The sequence below is a fragment of the Glycomyces sp. YM15 genome (assembly GCF_016918015.1).
Taxonomy (GTDB): domain Bacteria; phylum Actinomycetota; class Actinomycetes; order Mycobacteriales; family Micromonosporaceae; genus Glycomyces.
The window spans coordinates 90,944-109,548 of sequence record NZ_JAERMK010000018.1 but is presented as its reverse complement, the minus strand read 5'-3'; the positions used below and the strand labels follow the sequence as shown (position 1 = coordinate 109,548).

General features: G+C 70.6%; 15 protein-coding genes. 4 read left to right on the top strand and 11 right to left on the bottom strand.

Annotation, left to right across the window (positions count from 1 at the left end):
- Positions 1 to 12: 12 nt before the first annotated feature.
- The 4 genes from JHY01_RS19290 to JHY01_RS19275 all read right to left on the bottom strand — a co-directional run bounded on the left by JHY01_RS19290 (position 13) and on the right by JHY01_RS19275 (position 5,170).
- Entirely contained in the window at positions 13 to 1,269 is a 1,257-nt protein-coding gene (locus tag JHY01_RS19290; RefSeq protein ID WP_205327322.1) for an extracellular solute-binding protein, read from the bottom strand.
- A gap of 58 nt (positions 1,270 to 1,327) precedes the next feature.
- Positions 1,328 to 3,145: a class I mannose-6-phosphate isomerase gene (locus tag JHY01_RS19285; protein WP_205327308.1), complete on the bottom strand. Its 1,818-nt coding sequence runs from the start codon at positions 3,143 to 3,145 to the stop codon at positions 1,328 to 1,330.
- Between the two features lie 10 nt (positions 3,146 to 3,155).
- On the bottom strand, positions 3,156 to 4,031 hold the full coding sequence (locus JHY01_RS19280; protein WP_205327307.1) for an ROK family protein: 876 nt from the start codon (positions 4,029 to 4,031) through the stop codon (positions 3,156 to 3,158).
- A 122-nt stretch (positions 4,032 to 4,153) separates the two neighbouring features.
- Positions 4,154 to 5,170, bottom strand: coding sequence for a LacI family DNA-binding transcriptional regulator (locus JHY01_RS19275; RefSeq protein WP_205327306.1), 1,017 nt, complete (start codon positions 5,168 to 5,170; stop codon positions 4,154 to 4,156).
- 97 nt (positions 5,171 to 5,267) lie between these two features.
- On the opposite strand from JHY01_RS19275, the gene JHY01_RS19270 reads away from it, so the two are divergent.
- The 3 genes from JHY01_RS19270 (at position 5,268) to JHY01_RS19260 (ending at position 8,391) form a co-directional block, all read left to right on the top strand.
- On the top strand, positions 5,268 to 5,894 hold the full coding sequence (locus JHY01_RS19270) for a histidine phosphatase family protein (RefSeq protein ID WP_205327305.1): 627 nt from the start codon (positions 5,268 to 5,270) through the stop codon (positions 5,892 to 5,894).
- A 180-nt stretch (positions 5,895 to 6,074) separates the two neighbouring features.
- Positions 6,075 to 7,004 (top strand): serine/threonine dehydratase, encoded by a 930-nt coding sequence (locus JHY01_RS19265; RefSeq protein ID WP_205327304.1) that lies wholly within the window; start codon positions 6,075 to 6,077, stop codon positions 7,002 to 7,004.
- 148 nt (positions 7,005 to 7,152) lie between these two features.
- Positions 7,153 to 8,391, top strand: a complete 1,239-nt coding sequence (locus tag JHY01_RS19260; protein WP_205327303.1) for an ROK family transcriptional regulator — start codon at positions 7,153 to 7,155, stop codon at positions 8,389 to 8,391.
- 63 nt (positions 8,392 to 8,454) lie between these two features.
- On the opposite strand, the gene JHY01_RS19255 is transcribed toward JHY01_RS19260, so the two are convergent.
- Complete coding sequence (locus JHY01_RS19255) at positions 8,455 to 9,063, bottom strand: dihydrofolate reductase family protein (protein WP_205327302.1); 609 nt, start codon at positions 9,061 to 9,063, stop codon at positions 8,455 to 8,457.
- Positions 9,051 to 9,617, bottom strand: a complete 567-nt coding sequence (locus JHY01_RS19250; protein WP_205327301.1) for an Lrp/AsnC family transcriptional regulator — start codon at positions 9,615 to 9,617, stop codon at positions 9,051 to 9,053. The genes JHY01_RS19255 and JHY01_RS19250 overlap by 13 nt, the downstream gene beginning before the upstream one ends.
- Positions 9,618 to 9,715: 98 nt before the next feature.
- On the opposite strand from JHY01_RS19250, the gene JHY01_RS19245 reads away from it, so the two are divergent.
- Positions 9,716 to 10,930, top strand: a complete 1,215-nt coding sequence (locus JHY01_RS19245; protein ID WP_205327300.1) for a PLP-dependent aspartate aminotransferase family protein — start codon at positions 9,716 to 9,718, stop codon at positions 10,928 to 10,930.
- Positions 10,931 to 11,162: 232 nt separating this feature from the next.
- On the opposite strand, the gene JHY01_RS19240 is transcribed toward JHY01_RS19245, so the two are convergent.
- Genes JHY01_RS19240 through JHY01_RS19220 form a run of 5 tightly spaced genes read right to left on the bottom strand, consistent with a single transcriptional unit; the run spans position 11,163 to position 18,605 of the window.
- A complete protein-coding gene (locus tag JHY01_RS19240; protein ID WP_205327299.1) occupies positions 11,163 to 13,679 on the bottom strand; it encodes a glycoside hydrolase family 2 protein in 2,517 nt (838 codons plus the stop codon).
- A gap of 24 nt (positions 13,680 to 13,703) precedes the next feature.
- Positions 13,704 to 15,776 carry a beta-galactosidase gene (locus JHY01_RS19235; RefSeq protein WP_205327298.1) on the bottom strand — a complete coding sequence of 691 codons (2,073 nt, stop codon included), beginning with the start codon at positions 15,774 to 15,776 and terminating at the stop codon, positions 13,704 to 13,706.
- Positions 15,773 to 16,678 (bottom strand): ABC transporter ATP-binding protein, encoded by a 906-nt coding sequence (locus JHY01_RS19230; RefSeq protein WP_205327297.1) that lies wholly within the window; start codon positions 16,676 to 16,678, stop codon positions 15,773 to 15,775. The genes JHY01_RS19235 and JHY01_RS19230 overlap by 4 nt, the downstream gene beginning before the upstream one ends.
- Positions 16,675 to 17,562: an ABC transporter ATP-binding protein gene (locus JHY01_RS19225; RefSeq protein ID WP_205327296.1), complete on the bottom strand. Its 888-nt coding sequence runs from the start codon at positions 17,560 to 17,562 to the stop codon at positions 16,675 to 16,677. The genes JHY01_RS19230 and JHY01_RS19225 overlap by 4 nt, the downstream gene beginning before the upstream one ends.
- Positions 17,559 to 18,605 carry an ABC transporter permease gene (locus JHY01_RS19220; RefSeq protein WP_205327295.1) on the bottom strand — a complete coding sequence of 349 codons (1,047 nt, stop codon included), beginning with the start codon at positions 18,603 to 18,605 and terminating at the stop codon, positions 17,559 to 17,561. The genes JHY01_RS19225 and JHY01_RS19220 overlap by 4 nt, the downstream gene beginning before the upstream one ends.

Here is an 18,605-nt window from a genome sequence, read left to right as displayed (position 1 = left end):
GCGGTGCTGCCCCTAGTTCGCCCAGTAGTCGTCGGCCTCGGCCTGGATGGTCTCCAGGAACGGTAGGGGGTCGCCGGGGTTCGCGATGAAGGCGCCGAACTGCTCGAGCGCGACGGTGAGGATCGGCGTGGGCGTGGCCTCGTAGTAGCGGTCGTAGGCTTCGTAGCCGTCCCCGGCGACGGTGGTGCCGAGCTCCTCGAGCATCGGGTCGGCGACCGTTGCCTGCGGGTTGAACGCGACGTCGCCGCGGGCGGCGCTCCACGCGGTCTGCGCGTCAGGGGACATCCACCACTCGGAGTACTCGAGGCCGAGGGTCTTCTGGGAGGAGTTCTCGGCGACGCAGAGCGGCCCGGATTCGACGGCGACGGGCGTCTTCTCGAGATCGGGGTTCACGGCGGGGATGACGAACATGTCGTAGTCCTCGCCGGAGACCATGCCGGCCCCGTCCAGGGAGCCGTTGAAGAACGACCCGAAGTTGATCATCGCGAAGTCGCCCTGTTTGAGGCCGACGGCGGGATCGACGGTGGCGCCCGCGTCGCTGAACCAGCCCGCGTCTTGCTGTGCGCGCCAGGTCTCCATGATCTCGACGATGCGCGGGTCGGTGTACTCGACCTCGCCGGTGGCGAGTCCGTTGTAGAGCTCGGGGTCGGTGCCCGCGACGAGCTGCTGGAACCACGGGAACGTGAACAGCGTGCTGGTCTGGTAGTACGGGGTGATCCCGGCGCCCTTGAGCTTCGCGGCGGCGGCGTCGAGCTCGGCCCAGGTGGTGGGCTCGGCGATGCCCTGCGCTTCGAAGACGGTCTTGTTGTAGTACATGACCCAGTAGGCGATGTTCATCGGGACGCAGTACTGCTCGCCGTCGAAGGTGTAGGCGTCCTTGAGGTCTTCGCCGATCCAGCCTTCGTCGACGGCCTCGGTCCAGATGTCGGTGGTCTCGGCGACGAGGCCCTCGTCGACGAGTTCGGCGAGGGAGGGTCCGGTCTGCCAGGTGAACAGGCCGGGGCTCTTGTCGGTGCGGAAGGACTGCTTGATGAACGCGTCGTACTGCGCCGCATCGGAGTAGCCGGTGGTGTCGAGGCTGATGTCGACATCGCTCTCGCTCTGCGCGTTGAGCTCGTCGAAGTCGGGTTCCCAGGCGGCCTTGTTGGTGTAGAAGTCGAGGGTGCCGGTGGTCGCGCCGTCGTCTTCCCCGCCGCCGCCGCACGAGGCGAGCAGCATCGAGGCGGCCGTCGCAGCGGCGATGGTGAGCGGGATCCTCCGGGATCTCACTGTCTTGCGATCCATCGTGAACTCCTTTGTCCGGTAAGGGGGTGGGGTTGCGGGCGGTTCAGGCCTCGCCGGTCCGGGTGCCTCGGACCGAGGCCTTGACGGTCCCGAAGCCTTCGCTGCGGGAGCGGGCCGTGCGGCGGATGACATAGGGGCCGACGGCGGCCGGGACGATGAACGTCTCGGCGTAGTGGATGATGTAGGGCTCGAAAGCGCCGGTAGGGCTGACGATCTCGACTTCGTCCCCTTCCACGAGGTTGAGCACGTTCACGGTGCCCTCGGTGTCGTGGGCGGCCTCCTGCGGGAACCAGTGGCGGCGCACCTCGATGTACTCGAGTTCGTGCAGGCCGGTGCGCTCCTCCACCACATCGCCGTCCTCGGAGAGGACTTCGATGCGGTTGACGAGGTTCGCCTCCGTCCACTGTGTTCCCCGTTCCCAGGCGAGGTTGCGTTCGCCGTGGTCGAGGTGCACGGGCCGCGGGATGCCGTCGAGACCGAGGCGGCCCCAGTCCCAGAGCTTGAAGGTGAAGATGAACGGGGTGGCGGAGATCTCCAGGACCATCGAGTTCGCGCCCGAGCTGTGGATGGTGCCCGCCGGGATCAGGAAGTGGTCGTGCTTCTTGGCGGGGAAGGCGTTCACGTACCGCTCGGCGGGGAAGGGCCGGTCGCCGGTCTCGGCGGCCCGGAGGTCGGCGAGCATCGCCTCCCGGTCCACGCCGTCCTTCGTGCCGAGGTAGACCACGGCGCCCTCTCCGGCGTCGAGCATGTAGTACGACTCGTCCTGCGTGTACTGCATGCCGAACGTCTGGTGGATGTAGTCGGTGAGCGGATGCACCTGCAGGGAGAGGTTGCCGCCGTCCATGGTGTCGAGGAAGTCGAACCGGATCGGGAACTCGGCCCCGAACCGCGCGTAAGTGCGTTCGCCCAGGAGCGCCTTCGGTTGCGAGAGCACGAGGTCGAGCGACGGGATCTCCACGATCGCACCCTCGGCGTCTTCGAGCAGCAGTGAGTTCTCTTCGGGCACGCAGTCGAAGCACCAGGCGTAGTTCGGCTGCGAGGGGTCGAGGTCGAGCTTCTCCTTCATCCACTGGCCGCCCCACACGCCGGGGTCGAAGAACGGGACGACGCGCAGCGGCGCTTCGGCGGCGTTCGCCAGCGCGGCCCGGAAGGCCTCGCCGGTGATCATCCCCGGATCGCGCGAGACGGTCCCGGCGCCACCGATCGCGTTGGCGTCCAACAGGAAGTCGATGCGGTCGAACAGGGTCCGCTTGTGCCGGTCGGCCACCCGCCACTCCACGAAGAAGCCGCGCTTGTACTTGCGCAGCCGGTCCTCGTCGGGGTTCCGGGCGCGCCAGTTGGTGGCGCCCGCGCGCTGGCGCTGCTGGATCTCCCAGCGGGCCATGTCGGCCAGGACGAGCGCGTACGGGGAGGTGAGCCGCCTGGCCACGAGGTCGGCGCCCCAGCCGAGGAGCACGACCGGGCGGTCGTCGCCGTCGGCTTCGACGGCGAGCTTGTCGAGGCGCTCGGCGTCATAGAAAGAGTCCACTGTGGCGTGCGAGAGGACGCCGAAGACGCGGTCCTCGGTGAGGTTGTCGGCGAAGCGCGCTTCGATCAGCTCGTTGGGGAGCGCGGCGGCCTCCTCGACGTCGACGACGCGCCAGTCCGGGAGGGCGTCGGCGATCAGTTTGGCGATCAAGGGGAGGTCGGCCCCGGGGTAGGCGTCGACGACGAGCCGCGGGGCGTGATCGCCCGCTTTCGCGGCGGCGGTCGCCGCGGCGAGCGCCCAGGCCGGATCGCCGTGGTGCACGCGGGCGCCGTCCGGCAGCGGGACGGTCGGCCGCTTCTCGTACTGTCCGATCGGGACGGGGTCGGGGGACACTGGCGCTCCTTCAGTTTCGGGTTTCGGCGGCGAGGACGGCGAGGCCGCGCAGCACCGAGAGGTCGGGGCGGTCGGGGACGACGAAGGCGGGCCGGTGCGAGCTGGTCCAGAGGTGCTCGCGGACGTACGCCTCGATCGGCGCGGCGACGGCGGTTCCGGCGCGCATGACGCCGCCGGAGAGGATCACGACCTCGGGGTCGTAGGCGTGGCAGAGGGATACGGCGGTGGCGCCCCAGGCGCAGATGGCCCTGTCCCGCAAGGCGAGTGCGGCGTCGTCGTCGGTCTCGAACAGCTCCTTGACGTCCGTGACGGCGTCGCCGCGCACGGCGAGGTCGCGGCGGAGGGCCCAGGCGCCGGCGATCGACTCGGCGCAGCCGATGTTGCCGCAGTTGCAGCGGGCGCCGGCGAAGTCGACGGTGAAGTGGCCGCCGAGGATGCCAGCGTGGTCGTGGGCGCCGCGCAGGAGCACGCCGTCGATGATCGCGGCGGTGCCGATGCCGGTGCCGAGGGTCATGAGGACGGCGTCGCGAGCCCCGGCGGCGGAACCGGCCGCGGTCTCGCCGACGAGCGCCGCGCGGGCGTCGTTCTCGATCGCCGCGGGGAGCCCGTAGGACTCTCGGGCCCAGCCGATCAGGTCGAGCCCGTCGAGGCGCGGGTGCTTGTCGTGGGCCTTGACGAGGCGGCCCGCGTCGCGGTCGACGACGCCGGGGACGGCGATGCCGACGGCCTGAGCGGGGCCGTTCTCGGCGAGCAGCGCCAGCGCGGCGTCGCGGACCTGTTCGAGGTCGCGGGGACCGGTGGGGACGGTCGTGGTGTGCACGGGTTCGCCGCGGTCGAGGACGCCGAGTTTGATCTCGGATCCGCCGAAGTCGATGCAGAGCTCCATCGCCCGTCTCCTTCCCAACTCGTGCAAGGCTCGCAAGATGCGCCGGGATGCTCCTTGCGATTGGTAACGTTACCAACGAGGGGCGAGTTTTGGCAAACATGCAGCTCAGATGGCTTGAAACCTCAGGGATGCTTGATGGTGACGGGCAGTTCGACAGTGATCGCCTGCTCCTCGGCGGTGCCGTCGAGCCGGGCGAACAGGAGGGTCGCGGCCTCGCGGCCGAGCAGCCGCGCGTCGTGGTCGATCACGGTGACGGGCACCGGCATGAGCTCGGAGAGCTCGAAGTCGTCGAAGCTCACGATCGCCGGGCGGGGCCCGGGAACGCCGTCGCGGATGCGCCGCCCGATCTCGCGCAGTGCGCCGATCGTGTTGCGGTTGTTGGCGCTGAAGATCGCGGTCGGCGGTTCGGGGTGGTCGAGCATCGCCCGCGCGGCCCGACTCGCCGCGTCCACGTCCTGCTGGTCGCGGGCGATGATCGACGTGTCGATCGGCGCGCCGCGCTCGGTCATCGCCTGCTCGTAGCCGCGGAACCGGCGCTCGCCGGTGAACACGGAACTGCGGTTCCCGAGGAAGCCGATGCGGGTGTGCCCGGCGTCGAGCATCGAGATCGTGCCGCGATAGGCGCCGCCCACGTCGTCGAGCAGGACCGTGTCGACGTCCAGGCCGGGAACGCGGCGGGAGGCGAGCACGAGCGGCACGTCGCCGAGCCGCTCGGGCTGCAGGTGCTCGGCGTCGCCGCTGGTCGGCACCAGGATGAGCCCGTCGACCTGTCGCCCGATGAAGTCGCTCACGAGCTGGCGCTCGCGCGCGTCGTCCTCGCCGGTGTTGCCGAGGATGATGCGCCGCCCGTGCTCGGCGGCGACCTCTTCGACGCCGAGCGCGAAGTTCCCGTAGTAGGGGTTGGCGAGGTTGGTGATCGCGACGCCGACGAGCCCGCTGGGCTGGCCGGGCCGCAGGCTGCGCGCGTTCTCGTTGCGGTAGTAGCCGAGTTCGCGCACCGCGGCCATCACGCGCTCCTGGAGGTCGGGCCGCACGTTGACGCCGCCCGCGAGCGTGCGGGACACCGTCATGGGGCTGACTCCGGCGCGCGTGGCGACCTCTTTGATCGTCGGCTGGCGCGCGCCACGCGATGTCGACATGCCCGCCCTCCTCTGCGTCGGCGCCAATCCTATGCGAATGCTCGACGGCCCATCGGTCTAGAGTCGAGCACTCCCCCGCTCAGAGAGGCCCAGACCCATGCGCACGCTCCACGTCGTCACCCATCCGCAGGCCACCCACCACGTCGAAGGGCGCGTCGGCGGTTGGCACGACTCCGACCTCACTCCTGCGGGCGTCGAAGCCGCCGGACGCATCGCCGAAGCCCTGCGGGCGGCCGTCCCGAGTGAGTCGCAAGTGGAGCTTTACTCCTCGGATCTCCAGCGCACCAGCCAGACCGCCGATGTGATCGGCAAGCGGTTCGGGCTGGAGCCGGTCCTCGACGCCCGGTTGCGGGAGTCGTCGTTCGGCGAGGCCGAGGGGCACCCGCAGTCACGATGGGACGAGCTCTTCACGCCGCCGCCGGTGGAGGGCGACCGGATGGGGCACTTCCCCGTCCCGGGCTCCGAATCGAGGACCCAAGTCGCGCAGCGCGTCTACGCGATCATGGACGAGATCACCCGGAGCCCGTGCGAGCACCAGATCATCGTGACCCACGGCTTCGCGTTCACGTTCGTGGTCGCCGCCTGGATCCGGATGCCGATCGAAACGCTCGGCTACGCGCTCTTCAAGGCCCGCTCGGGCAGCATCACCACGCTGCACGAGGACGACCGGTACCGCGGTCGCCTGGTCCTGCGCCTCGCCGCGACCGAGCACCTCGACGGCTGAGCACTTCGACGGCTCAGCCCGGCCGACTTCAACAGCGCCATCGACGACGTCATCGAGGACTGGGAGTAAGACCGGCAGCGGGGCCGGGAGCGTCGTCCCTCCCGGCCCGTTCGCGCGCTCCCCCGGCGAGCCGGTGGATACAGTCGTGCCGACCGATCGAAACCACGGAAGGAGCGACCGATGATCAATCTCAAGGACGTGCTGGAGGCCGCCGAGAGGATCGCTCCCTTCGTCCGCGACACCCCGCTGTTCAAGGCCGACGGCCGGTACTTCAAGGCGGAGTTCACGCAGCACACCGGGAGTTTCAAGCCGCGCGGATCCTTCAACCGGCTCCTGACCGCCCGCGAGGCAGGAGAACTCGACCCCGAGGTCGGCGTGGTCTGCGCGAGCGGCGGCAACGCCGGCCTCGCGGCCGCCTACGCCGCCTCGACGCTCGGCGTGCCCGCCACGGTCTTCGTCCCGACCACCGCCCCGGCGATGAAGGTGGCCGAGCTCCGCGCCCTCGGGGCCCGGGTGCACCAGATCGGCGACCAGTACGCCGAGGCTTACGAAGCCGCCGGGCGCCATGTGGCCGAGAACGGAGCGACGTTCGTCCACGCCTACGACCAGCCCGCCGTCGCGGCCGGGGCCGGGACCGTCGCACTCGAGATCCTGCGCGACCTGCCGAACGTCACGCACATCGTCGTCGCCGTGGGCGGCGGCGGACTCTTCGCCGGGATCGCCACGGTCGCGGCCGAGCACGGCGTCCGCGTCGTCGCCGTCGAACCCGAACGGGCACCGACCCTGCACGAGGCCCTGCGGGCCGGAGCACCGGTCGATGTGGAGGTTTCCGGCGTCGCCGCCGACGCTCTGGGGGCCAAGCGGGTCGGTGACATCGCGTTCGCGGCCGCTCAGCGCGCCTCGGTGAACTCGATCCTCGTCGGCGACGAGGACATCATCGCCGCGCGCCAATCGCTGTGGGATCAGCGGCGTCTGGTCGTCGAGCACGGCGCGGCGACCGCCCTGGCCGGAGTCCTCAGCGGACGTTCCGGGATCGATGCCGCGGCAACGGTCGCCGTCGTGCTGTGCGGAGCGAACACCGACCCGGGCAGCCTGGTCGCGCCCGCATGAGGTTCCCGTGGCAGACGGCCGCGGGCGCTCCGCCCGGCCGCGGTCGGGCCGGATGCGGGTGCGGTGGCGGGCGTCATTGAGGATGAATATGGACGGATCGCTTTGTTAGTCTTCGAGTCCGAACATTCCGCAGGATCCGGGAGGGCTCGTGTCCGGCAGGCTTACGTCACGCGACATCCGCAGCGAATCGCGGCTCGTGGTCGTGCGTTCCCTGCTCGCGGCGGGCGAGTCGACCCGCGGCGAACTCGCGGAGGCCACGGGCTTGAGCCTCGGAACGGTCTCCACGATCGTGCAAGACCTGCTCAAGCACGGGATCGTCGCGGAGACCGGGCTGCTGAGCACCGGCATCGGGAGGCCCACGACCGGCCTGCGGCTCAACGCCGACCGGGGCCGCGTGGTCGGCGTCTACGTGGAGGACCGGTACCTGGAGGCGACGGTGTTCGACGCGGCGCTCGGGGAGCTCGCGACAGTCGAGGCGACCTCTGACGAATCCGTTGCGGAGGCCGACGAGGTCATCGACTGGATCGTCCGCACCCTCGACACCGTTCTTGAACGGGCGCAAGCGAAGCGCGAGGACGTCTTCGGCATCGGGATCCTGCTGCCCGGCGGCATGCAGCGCCCGGTGAAGGCCGCGACGACGCCCGACGCCATCTGGCTCCATCTCGACCGCCTGCGCGACACGCTCGGCCTCCCGGTCGTGGTCGACAACCCCCTGAAGGCCATCGCAACCGCGGAGCTCTGGCTCGGCGCCGGGAGGCGCGTCGCGAACGTGGTCGCCGTCAGCCTCGGATTCGGGGTGGGCGCGGGGATCATCCAGAACGGCGCGGTCGTTCGCGGCGCCACGAATGCGGCGGGCGAATGGGGCCACAGCCTCCTGGTCTTCGACGGGCGTCGGTGCCAGTGCGAACGCAAGGGCTGCGTCGAGGCCTATGTCGGCATCCCGGGCATCCGAAGGACCCTGGCCGAGATCGCTCCCGGCCACCCTCTTGCCGAAGGCGTCGACCTCGTAGCGGCCCCGGCCGAAGGTCCCGAGGGCTTCGACCTCGTCGCGGCCCTCGCCGACGCCGCGAAGGACGGGGACCGGGCCGCCGTCGCGACGATCGAGCGCAGCGCCCATTACCTCGGCGCCGCGCTCGCCGATATCGTCGCCATCCTCAACCCCGAGGTCATCGCCCTGAAGGGCTGGGCCGGGTGGCCGGTATGGCGGGAGCGGGTCGCACCGATCGTCCGGCGCCGCGTCCTCGATGACTCTCCCGGGGACGCCGCGGCCGATCTCGCGATCGAGCTCTCCCCCACGTGCGGGATGGAGGGCATCGCCGCGATCGCGCTCGAACGATTCATGCGCGACCTCGGCCTGGTCACCACCCGAGTGATTCCGGCGCTCTGAGCTACGGAACGTTGCCCGTCGGTGCGGCCGCGGCCTCGCGATGACGTCGGCGCACGGACCGGTTCACTTGAGGACGCGGTAGGTCACGTGGGTGACCGCTGTCGCGCCGCGGACGCTCACCTGCTCGAGCTTGAGCGGCGGGACGCCTTCGAAGAGGCGGCTCCCGGCGCCGATGGTGATGGGCGCGATGTGAAGCCGCAGTTCGTCGATCAGTCCGGCGGCGAGGTACTGGTTCACGGTGGTCGCGCCGCCCATGACGGCGATCTCGCCGTCGCCGGCCGCCTCGCGGGCCTGCGCCAGCGCGGATTCGATGCCGTCGGTCACGAAGGTGTAGGTGGTGCCGCCGTCCATCCTGACGGTCTCGCGCGCGTGGTGGGTGAGCACGAAGACCGGGGCGTGGTACGGCGGGTTGTCGCCCCACCAGCCGTTCCATTCGCGGTCCCAGGGGCCGCGAACGGGTCCGAACATGTTGCGTCCCATGATGAACGCCTTGGCGGCGGTCATCTGGGCGATCTCGGCGGGGTTCTCTTCGGGGGTCGCGAACATCCAGGCGTGCAGCCCCTCGCCCCTCCCGTTGCCGCCGTCGTCGCCGAACGGGCGTTCCTCGGTCTGGTTGGGCCCGGCCGCGTAGCCGTCGGCCGAGATCGTGATGCCACAGATCACCTTGCCCATGCGCGCCTCCTCGTTGATGACTGGAGGTCCAGCTTCGCATCCGGGGCCGACGACTCAGTGGGTAAGCGGGGCAGGACGCCGCGCCCGTCGCGGACTTCGAACACGAGCTGGGTCTCGGTCTGGCGCACGACGGCGTGGGCGGTCACGTGCTCCAGGATGAGGTCGCGCAGCGCTTCGGGTCCGGCCACGGCGACGTGGAGGAGGAAGTCGTCGTCGCCGCCGACGTGGAAGACGGTCATCACCCCGGGCAGCTCGACGAGGCGGTCGTAGAGGTTGTGCACGTGTTCGCGACTGTGGCTGCCCAAGCGCACCTTGATGATCGCGTGGAGGGGGCGGCCGAAGGCCTCGGGGTTGAGGCGGGCGGCGATGCCGGTGAGGACGCCGGACTCGCGCAGCGCGCGGAGGCGGTACGCGCAGGTCGATTCGGCGACGCCCGCGCGGGCCGCGAGCGCGGCGTTCGTCATCCGGCCGTCCTCGGCGAGGGCGGCGAGGATGGCCAGGTCGGTGCCGTCCAGCGGCGGGGGTTGTGTTTTCTTCGACCGCTCGTCCGCCATATCGGCTCCTTCCGGAGAATCTTCATGGATTTCTGCATTTCATGCGGGTTTCCGCAGTAAGTATTGCAGGTTGTTGCGGTTCGGCTTAGATTCTGGTCATGAATGCGCCTCACCTGCAATTCGACACCGTCGCGGTACACGCGGGCCGCGAGGACCTCGCGGAGCTCGGCGTGCACGCACTGCCGATCGACCTCTCGTCGACCAATCCCCTGCCCGGCATCGAGGCCGGCGGCCTCTCCTATGAGGCCATGGCGAACGGCGGGACGCCGACCGCCGAGGGCGGCTCGGTGTACGCGCGGCTGTGGAATCCGACCGTGGCGCGGTTCGAGTCGGCGCTGGCGCGGCTCGAGCACGCTGAGGCGGCGGTGGCGTTCTCCTCGGGCATGGCGGCGATGACGGCCGCTATCCTCGCGGCCGGGACCGGTCGTCACGTCGTGGCGGTCCGCCCGCTGTACGGCGGGACCGACCACCTCCTGTCCTCGGGGCTGCTCGGGACGGAGACCCAGTTCTGCGCGGCCGAGGAGGTCGCGGGCGCGATCCGGTCCGACACGGCGATGGTCGTGCTCGAGACTCCGGCGAACCCGACCCTCGAGTTGGTCGACATCGGCGCGGTCGTTGCGGCGGCGCAGGGTGTGCCGGTGCTCGTGGACAACACGTTCGCCACGCCGGTGCTGCAGAACCCGATCGACTTCGGCGCCTCGATGGTCCTGCACAGCGCGACGAAGTATCTGGGCGGGCACGGCGATGTGGTCGCCGGGGTCATCGCCTGCGGCGAGGAGACCGCTGCCGCGCTGCGGCGGGTCCGCGCGGTGACGGGCGGACTGCTGCATCCCCTCGGGGCGTACCTGCTCCACAGGGGGCTGACGACGCTGCCGATCAGGGTGCGGGCGCAGCAGGCGACCGCGCAGCGCGTCGCCGCCTGGCTCGAACGCCACCCGGGCGTGGCCCGCGTTCACTATCCGGGGCGCGACGGGGACCCGGGGGGACTGCTCGGGCGCCAGATGCGGGGCACCGGGGCGATGATCTCGGTCGATCTGCGGGGAGGGTTCGAGCAGGCGGCGCACGTGACGTCTGCGGTGCGGCTGTTCACGCATGCGGTGTCGCTGGGCGGTGTCGACTCGCTGATGCAGCATCCGGCGGCGTTGACCCACCGGCCCGTCGCCGCCGCGGCGAAGCCGGCGGACAGCCTGGTCAGGCTCTCGATCGGCCTCGAAGCGCCGGAGGATCTGATCGCCGATCTGGATCGGGCGATGACGCCGCCGATGTCCACTGCCGTGGCTTCGCGAGATGCCGTACGACCGACGGCCGCATGAACGCCCTGTGCCACAAGGTTCACCCAGCTGCGTGACGGCGCCGAGGCCTGCAGGTTCGCCCGCACCGATCGTGCGCGGACGGTGGAGTGCCCTCGGGTTGGTGTGCCCGCGGTGCCGTCCGCAGCCGGGCGATTTCGGGGCTGCCGGGGAGCCTGGTGGGCCTTGACCTCCTGGTAGGCCGTGAGGTCGGTCGGCATGCGAAGCGGTGCTTCGCATGCCGACCGCAGTTCACTCAACGCAGGTCGTTCGCGCAGCGCAGCACCGCGGCGAAAGCGGCCGGGTCGCCGGCGGACGAGTGGATCTTGATCGCCGCCGTCTCCCCCGCGCGCAGCGTCAGCATGCCCTGCTCGGCCCGGGCCGCCGGGTCGACCTTGTCCGCGTGGCAGAACAGGTCCCGCACCAGGCCGGTCGCGGTCACGTGCAGCACGCAACCGCCCTCGGCGGCTTCGGCCTCGACCTCGAACGGTCGCGGGGCGAGGCGCTGGTCGACGACCTCGGCACCATAGTGGAACGCCGGAGCGAAGCCCTCGCCTTCGGCCCGGAGGTACTCGTCGGCCGCGTCGTGGAACGTCGCGACCTCGGCCGGGACGGCGATCGTCGCACCGTCGCGAGCGTCCACTCGGGCCTCGACCACGGCCTTGGCGAGCACCGTGCCGTCGAACGCCTCACGGGTCACGGTGAACGACCCGGAGTAGGACTCGCCGGTGTCGTTGACGAGGACCAGCGCGATCAGGTCGAACTCGGGGACGAGTCCTTCCCAGGCGTTCGCGCGGCTCTCCGCTGACGGGCGCGGCTGGAAGGTCGCCAGGCGCGGCGCGTAGGCGTCGCGCAGCGTGTGCCACAGCGGCTTGCGGTGGCCGGCGAAGTCCACGGCCGCCCAGGAGACCACGGGCCAGTTGTCGTTGAGCTGCCACAGGATCGTGCCCGTGCAGTGCGGGGTGAGCGAGCGGTAGTGCTCGACGCCGAAGCGGATGGCATGCGCCTGGTTGAGCTGGGTCGTCCAGTGCCAGTCCTCGATGGACTGCGGATCGGGCAGGTGGCCCTGCCAGCCGCGCTGCAGTTTCTCGTTGCCGCGGTGCGCCTTCTGGTGCACGAGCATTTCGGCGCCGAACGGGTCGAGCGGTTCGTCGTGCACCACCGAGACGAGCGTCGACCAGGCGGGCGGGGCCTGGAAGCCGAACTCGGACACGAACCGGGGCCGATAGTCCGCGTAGACCTTGTAGTCGACCTGGTTCCAGACGTCCCAGACGTGCATGGTCCCGTAGCGTTCGTCGTTGGGGTAGCGGTAGTCGCCGTAGGAGTACGGGCTCGCGGGCGAGTACGGGCGGGTGGAGTCGAGTTCGGCGCAGAGCGCGGGCAGCAGCTCGCGGTAGTAGGCGTCGCCCCAGCCGCGCCCGCCGAGGCGGTGGGCCCAGCCCCAGTCGACCGAGCCCCAGGTGTTCTCGTTGTTGCCGTTCCACAGGACGAGCGAGGGGTGCGGGCTGAGGCGGGTGACGTTCTCGCGGACCTCGGCCTCGATCTCGGTTCGCAGCGGTTCGTCCTCGCTGTACGCGGCGCAGGCGAAGAGGAAGTCCTGCCACATGAGCAGGCCGTGCTCGTCGGCGAGGTCGTAGAGGTCGTCGGACTCGTAGATGCCGCCGCCCCACACGCGCAGCAGGTTGATGTTCGCCTCGAGGGCGTCTTCGACGCGCTGCGCGTACCGGTCGCGGTCGATCTCGGTGAGGAACGCGTGGTCGGGAATCCAGTTCGCGCCGCGCACGAGGATCCGCTCACCGTTGACCTTCAGGTGGAACGGCGCACCCGCTTCGTCCGGTGCGGTGTCGAGTTCGACGGTGCGGAATCCGACCCGCCCGCGCCAGTGCCCGTCCCCCGCTTCGATGCTCACGTCGTACAGCGGCTGGTCGCCGTAGCCGACCGGCCACCACCGGCGCACGTCAGGCACGTCCATTACGACCACAGTGGAGTTCGTGCCCGAGGCCACGGCAGCGGAGGTCTCCAATGGACGGCCATCGGGACCGACGACGATCACCAGGACTTCCACATCGTCGTCGCCCGCCGCGCGTTCGATCTCGAGATGAACGGTGAGGACGCCGTCGTGGCCGTCGCCGTTCGCGACCACGTCGACGAGGGGCCGGACGGCGGCGACCCGTGTGCCCGACCAGGATTCGAGGCCGATGGGCTTCCAGATCCCCGCGCCCGCGACGTCGATGCCCCAGTCCCACCCGAAGGAGCAGGCCATCTTCCGCAGCTGGTTGTACTCGTGGTGATTGGTGCTCGGCAGCACCCCGTCGCGCTCGGCGCGGGCTTCGGTCTCGGGGACCGGCGCCGCGAACTCGACGGTGAGCGTGTTCTCGCCCTCGCGCAGCGCCTCCCGGACGTCCCAGCGGTAGGAGCGGTGCTGGTTCTCCGTGCGGCCGATCGCGATGCCGTTGAGCGTCACGGCGGCCACGGTGTCGAGGCCGTGCGCGACCAGGTCGTGGCGGGCCGAGCCGTCGTCGGTCCAGTCGAACACGGTCCTGAAGGTCCAGGCGGTGTCGCCGATCCACTGCTGCGCGGCCTCGTTGTCACCGTCGAACGGATCCTCGATCAGTCCGGCCCGCAGCAGGTCGAGGTGCGCTTCGCCGGGGACGACGGCCGCGATGCCCTCGGCGAGCGGCGCCGCCACTCCCCCGGGGGCGTCGGCGGCCAGGTCGGCGGCGGTGAGCGTCCATCCCTCGTGGAGGGCATGGAAGTGGGGCGGGTAGTACATGGGGAGGCTCCTCAAGGATGGAGGTCAGACGGGCGTCTCGCGCAGGACGCGGACGCCGTTCGCGGGAATCGTGACGATGGGGTCGAAGGCTTCGCCTGTGAGCAGGTCGAGGCCCGAGGCTTCGGCGTTGCGGTCGGCATCGGTGTGGTTGAGCAGGAACAGGAACGAGGAACCGTCGCCGACGCGGCGCACCGCTTCGACGCCCGGATCGGCCTCGGCCGCCGGAACCAGTCCGGTCTCGGCGGTCAAGCGGTCGGCGATGCGGTCGATCGAGTCGGGAGGCAGGTGCGCCGAGACGTACCAGGCCGCGCCGTCGCCGACCGGGCGGCGGGTCACGGCCGGAGCGCCGGCGAGCGTGCCGGAGGCGTAGCCGACGATGGACTCGGCGTCCTCGAGATGCACGCGTTCGGTCCATTCCGTCACGGTCCCACCGTCGTCCAATGCGACCGTCTCGTGCTCTTGCAGCGGGTAGAACTCGTCAGTCCACGCGCCGAGCACCTCCCGGAACGCGCCGGGGAAGCCGCCCGTGATCACCCGGCCGTCCGCGTCGCAGACACCGGAGAGGTAGGTGACCAGGAGCGTGCCGCCGCGTTCGGGGACCGCGCGCAGGCGGGCGGCGACCGGTTCGGCGACGGTGAGCAGGGTCGGGACCATGACCAGGTCGTAGCCGTCGAAGTCGGCCGACGGCGGGACCACGTCGCACAGAAGGTTCCGTTGCCACAGGGCCCGGTGCCACTCGCGGAGCTCTCGACCGTACGACAGTGACCGGTGCGGTTTGAGGCCGTGTTGCAGCGCCCAACCGGCCGGGTCGTCGACGACGATCGCGGCCCGGGCGCGCTCCACACGCGTGCCCTGGACCTCCCTGAGGGCCTTCAGGCTTCGGCCGAGTTCGAGCACCTCCCGCCAGACGCGGGAACGGCTCCCGCTGTGCGGCAGCATCGCCGAGTGGAACTGCTCGGCTCCCGCCGGAGAGGCCCGCCACTGGAAGAACATCGCGCCGTCCGAGCCGCGGGCGACATGCCCGAGGGAGTGTCGGGCGATCTCCCCGGGGTCCTTCGCGCGGTTCCGCCGCTGCCAGCTCGGCGAACCGGTGGAGCTCTCCATGAGCAGCCACGGGCGCCGGTCCGGGAACAGGCCGCGCATCCGGTCGGCGGCGAAGGCCAGGTCCTGTTCGCGGAGCGGATCGTCCACAAGGGTGTAATGGTCGTTGGCGGCGATCGCGGTGTGCGGGGCCCAGGTCGCGTAGTCCACGACCTGCGCTCCGGCGCCGACCATGAGGTTGGTCGTGACCGGCGCGGCCGAGTGCCGCTCGACCACGGCCTTCTCGGCCAGGTACTGCGAGAGCAGCGCGTCAGAGGAGAAGCGCTCGTAATCGAGGTACAGGCCCGGATTCGGGGCGCCGTGGCGGCCGCGCGGCGGCAGGATCTCCTCCCACGCGCCGAAGCGGTGCCCCCACTGCTGCGTCCCCCAGGCGGCGTTCACCGCGTCGAGGCCGCCGTGGCGGTCGCGCAGCCAGTCGCGGAACGCCTCGGCCGAAAGGTCGCAGTAGCAGCGGGCGTTCCCGCCGCCGAACTCGTTCCCGATGTGCCACAGTCGAACCGCCGGATGGCGGCCGTACCGCTCGGCCAGCGCCTCGACATGGCGGAGCGCGTAGCGGCGGAAGACCGGTGACGCCGCGCACCAGGCGAGGCGCCCGCCGGGCGGCTCCCGGAAGCCGTCCGCGAGGACCGGCGCGATCTCGGGATGGGCGGCCAGGAGCCAGCTCGGCGGGGCCGCGGTCGGGGTCGCGAGGCCGATGCCGATCCCGCCCTGGTGCAGCAGCTCGACGATGTCGTCCAGCCAGGACCAGTCGCGGACGCCGGCCGCGGTCTCGACCGTGCCCCAGGCGAAGACGCCGAGCGACACGAGGTTGACGCCCGCTTCGCGCATGAGCTTGACGTCCTCGTCCCAGACCTCGCGCGGCCACTGCTCCGGGTTGTAGTCGCCGCCGAAGGCCAGGCCGTCGGCAAGGCGCGCGGGCGGCCGCGGGGACGGGGGCGGCACGCTCACTCGGACCGCGCTGCCGGGCTCGCCGCTGTGCCAAGGGCTCGCGGTCATGCGTCGATCCTCGCTTCCGCGGCCGAGACGCCCGCTTCCCGCCATGCGCCCGCGAAGTGGTCGTAGCAGCGGCTGTTGTCGATCGCCTCGCGGTCCACACCGGCCTCCGAGGTCACCCGGCCGGGGCGTTCGGGGTCGGGAGCGGCCAGCGCGAGGAGTCTCGTGTAGTCGTGGTGGGGATCGAGGATGACCGCGTCGGAGGGGCCGCGTTCGACCACGCGTCCGCGGTAGAGCACGACGATCTCGTCCGAGAAGTGGCGTGCGGTGGCGAGGTCGTGGGTGATGTAGAGGACGGCGAGCTGATCCTCCCGTTGCAGGCGGCCGAGTAGGTTGAGGACGCCGAGGCGGATCGAGACGTCCAGCATGGACACCGGTTCGTCGGCGATGAGGACCTGCGCGCCCGGGGCGAGGGCCCGCGCGATCGCTACGCGTTGGCGCTGGCCGCCGGAGAGCTCGTGCGGGCGGCGGGTCGCGATCGCTTCGGCCGGGGTGAGGTTGACGCGTTCGAGCATTTCGATCACCCGCTCGTGCGTTTCCCGGTTGGTGCTGGTGCGCCTGTGGAGGCGCAGAGGCCGGGCGATGTGGTGCTCGATGGAGTGGAAGGGGTTGAGGGAGGCGAAGGGGTCTTGGAAGACCATCTGCACTTCGCGGCGGTAGCGGGCGCCCGCGACTGCGGTGCCGTCGTCGAGGCGCACGTCCACGGTGCCGGAGGTGGGCCGTTCCATGCGGGTGAGGATCTTCGCGATGGTCGACTTGCCGGAGCCGGACTCGCCGACGAGGGCGACCGTGCGGCCGGGGATGAGCTCGAGGCTCACATGGTCGACGGCGCGCAGGCGGGTGCGTGTGAGTCCGGCCCGCAGCGTGTAGTCCTTGACGAGATCGGTGATCTTGACGCTGGTCATGCTCGCTCCTCGGTCGGGGTCGGGGTGGTCTCGTCGACGCCGGTGCGGATGAACGCGCCCCGCTCTCCTGAGAGGCTCGGGAAGGAGCCGAGGAGTCTGCGGGTGTAGGGGTGCCGCGCGTCGCGGTAGAGGCGGTCGGCGGCTTCGAGTTCGACGATCTCGCCTTCGAGCATCACGGCGATGCGGTCGCTGATCTCCAGCAGCAGCGGCAGGTCGTGGGTGATGAAGACGACGGCGAAGTCGAGTTCGTCCCTCAGGCGCACGATCTCGCGGAGGATGTCGCGCTGCACGACCACGTCGAGCGCGGTGGTGGGCTCGTCCATGATCATGATCTGCGGTTCGAGGAGCATGGCCATGGCGATCATGACCCGCTGCCGCATGCCTCCGGAGAGTTCGTGCGGATAGGAGCCGAGGCGGCGCGGGTCGACGCCGACGCGATTGAGGACGTCCTCGGAGCGTTCGCGGATCTCCTTGCGGGACATGCGGGGCCGGTGGGCGAGGAGGGTGTCCTTGAGTTGCGCGCGGACCGTGGTGACGGGGTTGAGGGCGTTCATGGCGCCTTGGAAGACCATGGAGAGGCGTTCCCAGCGGAAGGCGCGGAGCTCGCGGTCCTCGAGGGCGAGGATGTCGATGTCGCCGTCGTCGCCGTGGAAGGTGATGCGGCCGGAGGCGATGCGGGCGGGCGGGCGGTGGAGACGGTTGATCGCGTACGCGAGGGTGGTCTTGCCGCACCCGGATTCGCCTGCGAGGCCGAGGATCTCACCGCGGTGGAGCGTGAGGTCGGCGTGCTTGACGGCGGTGACGGGGTGCTCGGTCTCGTAGACGACGGTGAGGTCTTCGAGGGTGAGCACGGGTTCCGTGCGGCGTCGGTCGGCGGTGGTCATCGCGCGGACTCCTTCGCGGTCTGGGTCGGCACGCCGCCGTTCCGGCGGGTCGCCTGGGCGAGTTCGCGTTCGAGGCGGGCCGCGCGGCGGGCGCGCTTGCGGTGCAGGCGCAGGTTCTTGAGCTTGGGGTTGATGATCTCGTCGATGGAGAAGTTGACGAGGGAGAGACCGGTGCCGAACAGCGCGATGATGAGGCCCGGCGGGATGAACCACCACCAGGCGCCGAGCGACAGGGCGAACCCGTTCTGGGCGTAGAACAGCATCGTGCCGAGGGTGGAGGAGTTGGAGGCGCCGAGGCCGATGAAGGACAGGCCGGCCTCACCGAGGATCGCCGCGATCACGGCGAACACGAACTGGGAGGCGATCACGGGGAGCAGGTTCGGCAGGATCTCCACGACGATGACCCGCCAGGGGCGTTCGCCGGAGACCTGCGAGGCGGCCACATAGTCGCGGTTGCGCACCGAGAGGGTCTGGGCGCGCAGCACGCGGGCCGAGCCGGCCCAGCTGGTGATGGCCAGGACGATGGCGATCGTCCACAGCCCGCGGCTCTCGGCGGGCACGAACCCGGAGATAACGATGACCAGCGGGAGCCCGGGGATCACCAGGAACACGTTGGTGAACAGGGAGAACGCCTCGTCGACGACGCGGCCGCGGTAGGCGCCGTAGATGCCGAAGAACGCCGAGAGCGCGGTGGCGAGCAGGCCGACGATGACGCCGATCTGGAGTGATCCCCGGGTGGCGTAAGCGAGTTGGGCCAGAACGTCCTGGCCGGTCTGGGTGGTGCCGAGCCAGAACTCCGCGGAGGGCCCGGTCAGGCCCATGTCGCGGATGGCCCGCGGGTCGCCGACCAGGTGCGGTCCGATCAGGCCGAACAGGGCGATGGCGATGATGAGGCCGAGACCGATGGCCAGCCAGGGCGTCATGGTGGGCAGGAGCATCCGCCAGCCCGCGCGCGGACGGCGGCCGGTCTCGGTGGAGGTCTCGGCGAGCAGTTCGGCGCTGTCGGCGACCGAGGGCTCGCTGGAGGGTTTCAGATTCGTCAT

Coding starts and splice junctions, on each gene's coding strand:
- JHY01_RS19280 (WP_205327307.1), bottom strand. CDS start 4,031: ATGGAGCTCTGCATCGACTTCGGCGGATCCGAGATCAAACTCGGCGTC.
- JHY01_RS19275 (WP_205327306.1), bottom strand. CDS start 5,170: ATGTCGACATCGCGTGGCGCGCGCCAGCCGACGATCAAAGAGGTCGCC.
- JHY01_RS19270 (WP_205327305.1), top strand. CDS start 5,268: ATGCGCACGCTCCACGTCGTCACCCATCCGCAGGCCACCCACCACGTC.
- JHY01_RS19265 (WP_205327304.1), top strand. CDS start 6,075: ATGATCAATCTCAAGGACGTGCTGGAGGCCGCCGAGAGGATCGCTCCC.
- JHY01_RS19255 (WP_205327302.1), bottom strand. CDS start 9,063: ATGGGCAAGGTGATCTGTGGCATCACGATCTCGGCCGACGGCTACGCG.
- JHY01_RS19250 (WP_205327301.1), bottom strand. CDS start 9,617: ATGGCGGACGAGCGGTCGAAGAAAACACAACCCCCGCCGCTGGACGGC.
- JHY01_RS19245 (WP_205327300.1), top strand. CDS start 9,716: ATGAATGCGCCTCACCTGCAATTCGACACCGTCGCGGTACACGCGGGC.
- JHY01_RS19240 (WP_205327299.1), bottom strand. CDS start 13,679: ATGTACTACCCGCCCCACTTCCATGCCCTCCACGAGGGATGGACGCTC.
- JHY01_RS19235 (WP_205327298.1), bottom strand. CDS start 15,776: ATGACCGCGAGCCCTTGGCACAGCGGCGAGCCCGGCAGCGCGGTCCGA.
- JHY01_RS19230 (WP_205327297.1), bottom strand. CDS start 16,678: ATGACCAGCGTCAAGATCACCGATCTCGTCAAGGACTACACGCTGCGG.
- JHY01_RS19225 (WP_205327296.1), bottom strand. CDS start 17,562: ATGACCACCGCCGACCGACGCCGCACGGAACCCGTGCTCACCCTCGAA.
- JHY01_RS19220 (WP_205327295.1), bottom strand. CDS start 18,605: ATGACGAATCTGAAACCCTCCAGCGAGCCCTCGGTCGCCGACAGCGCC.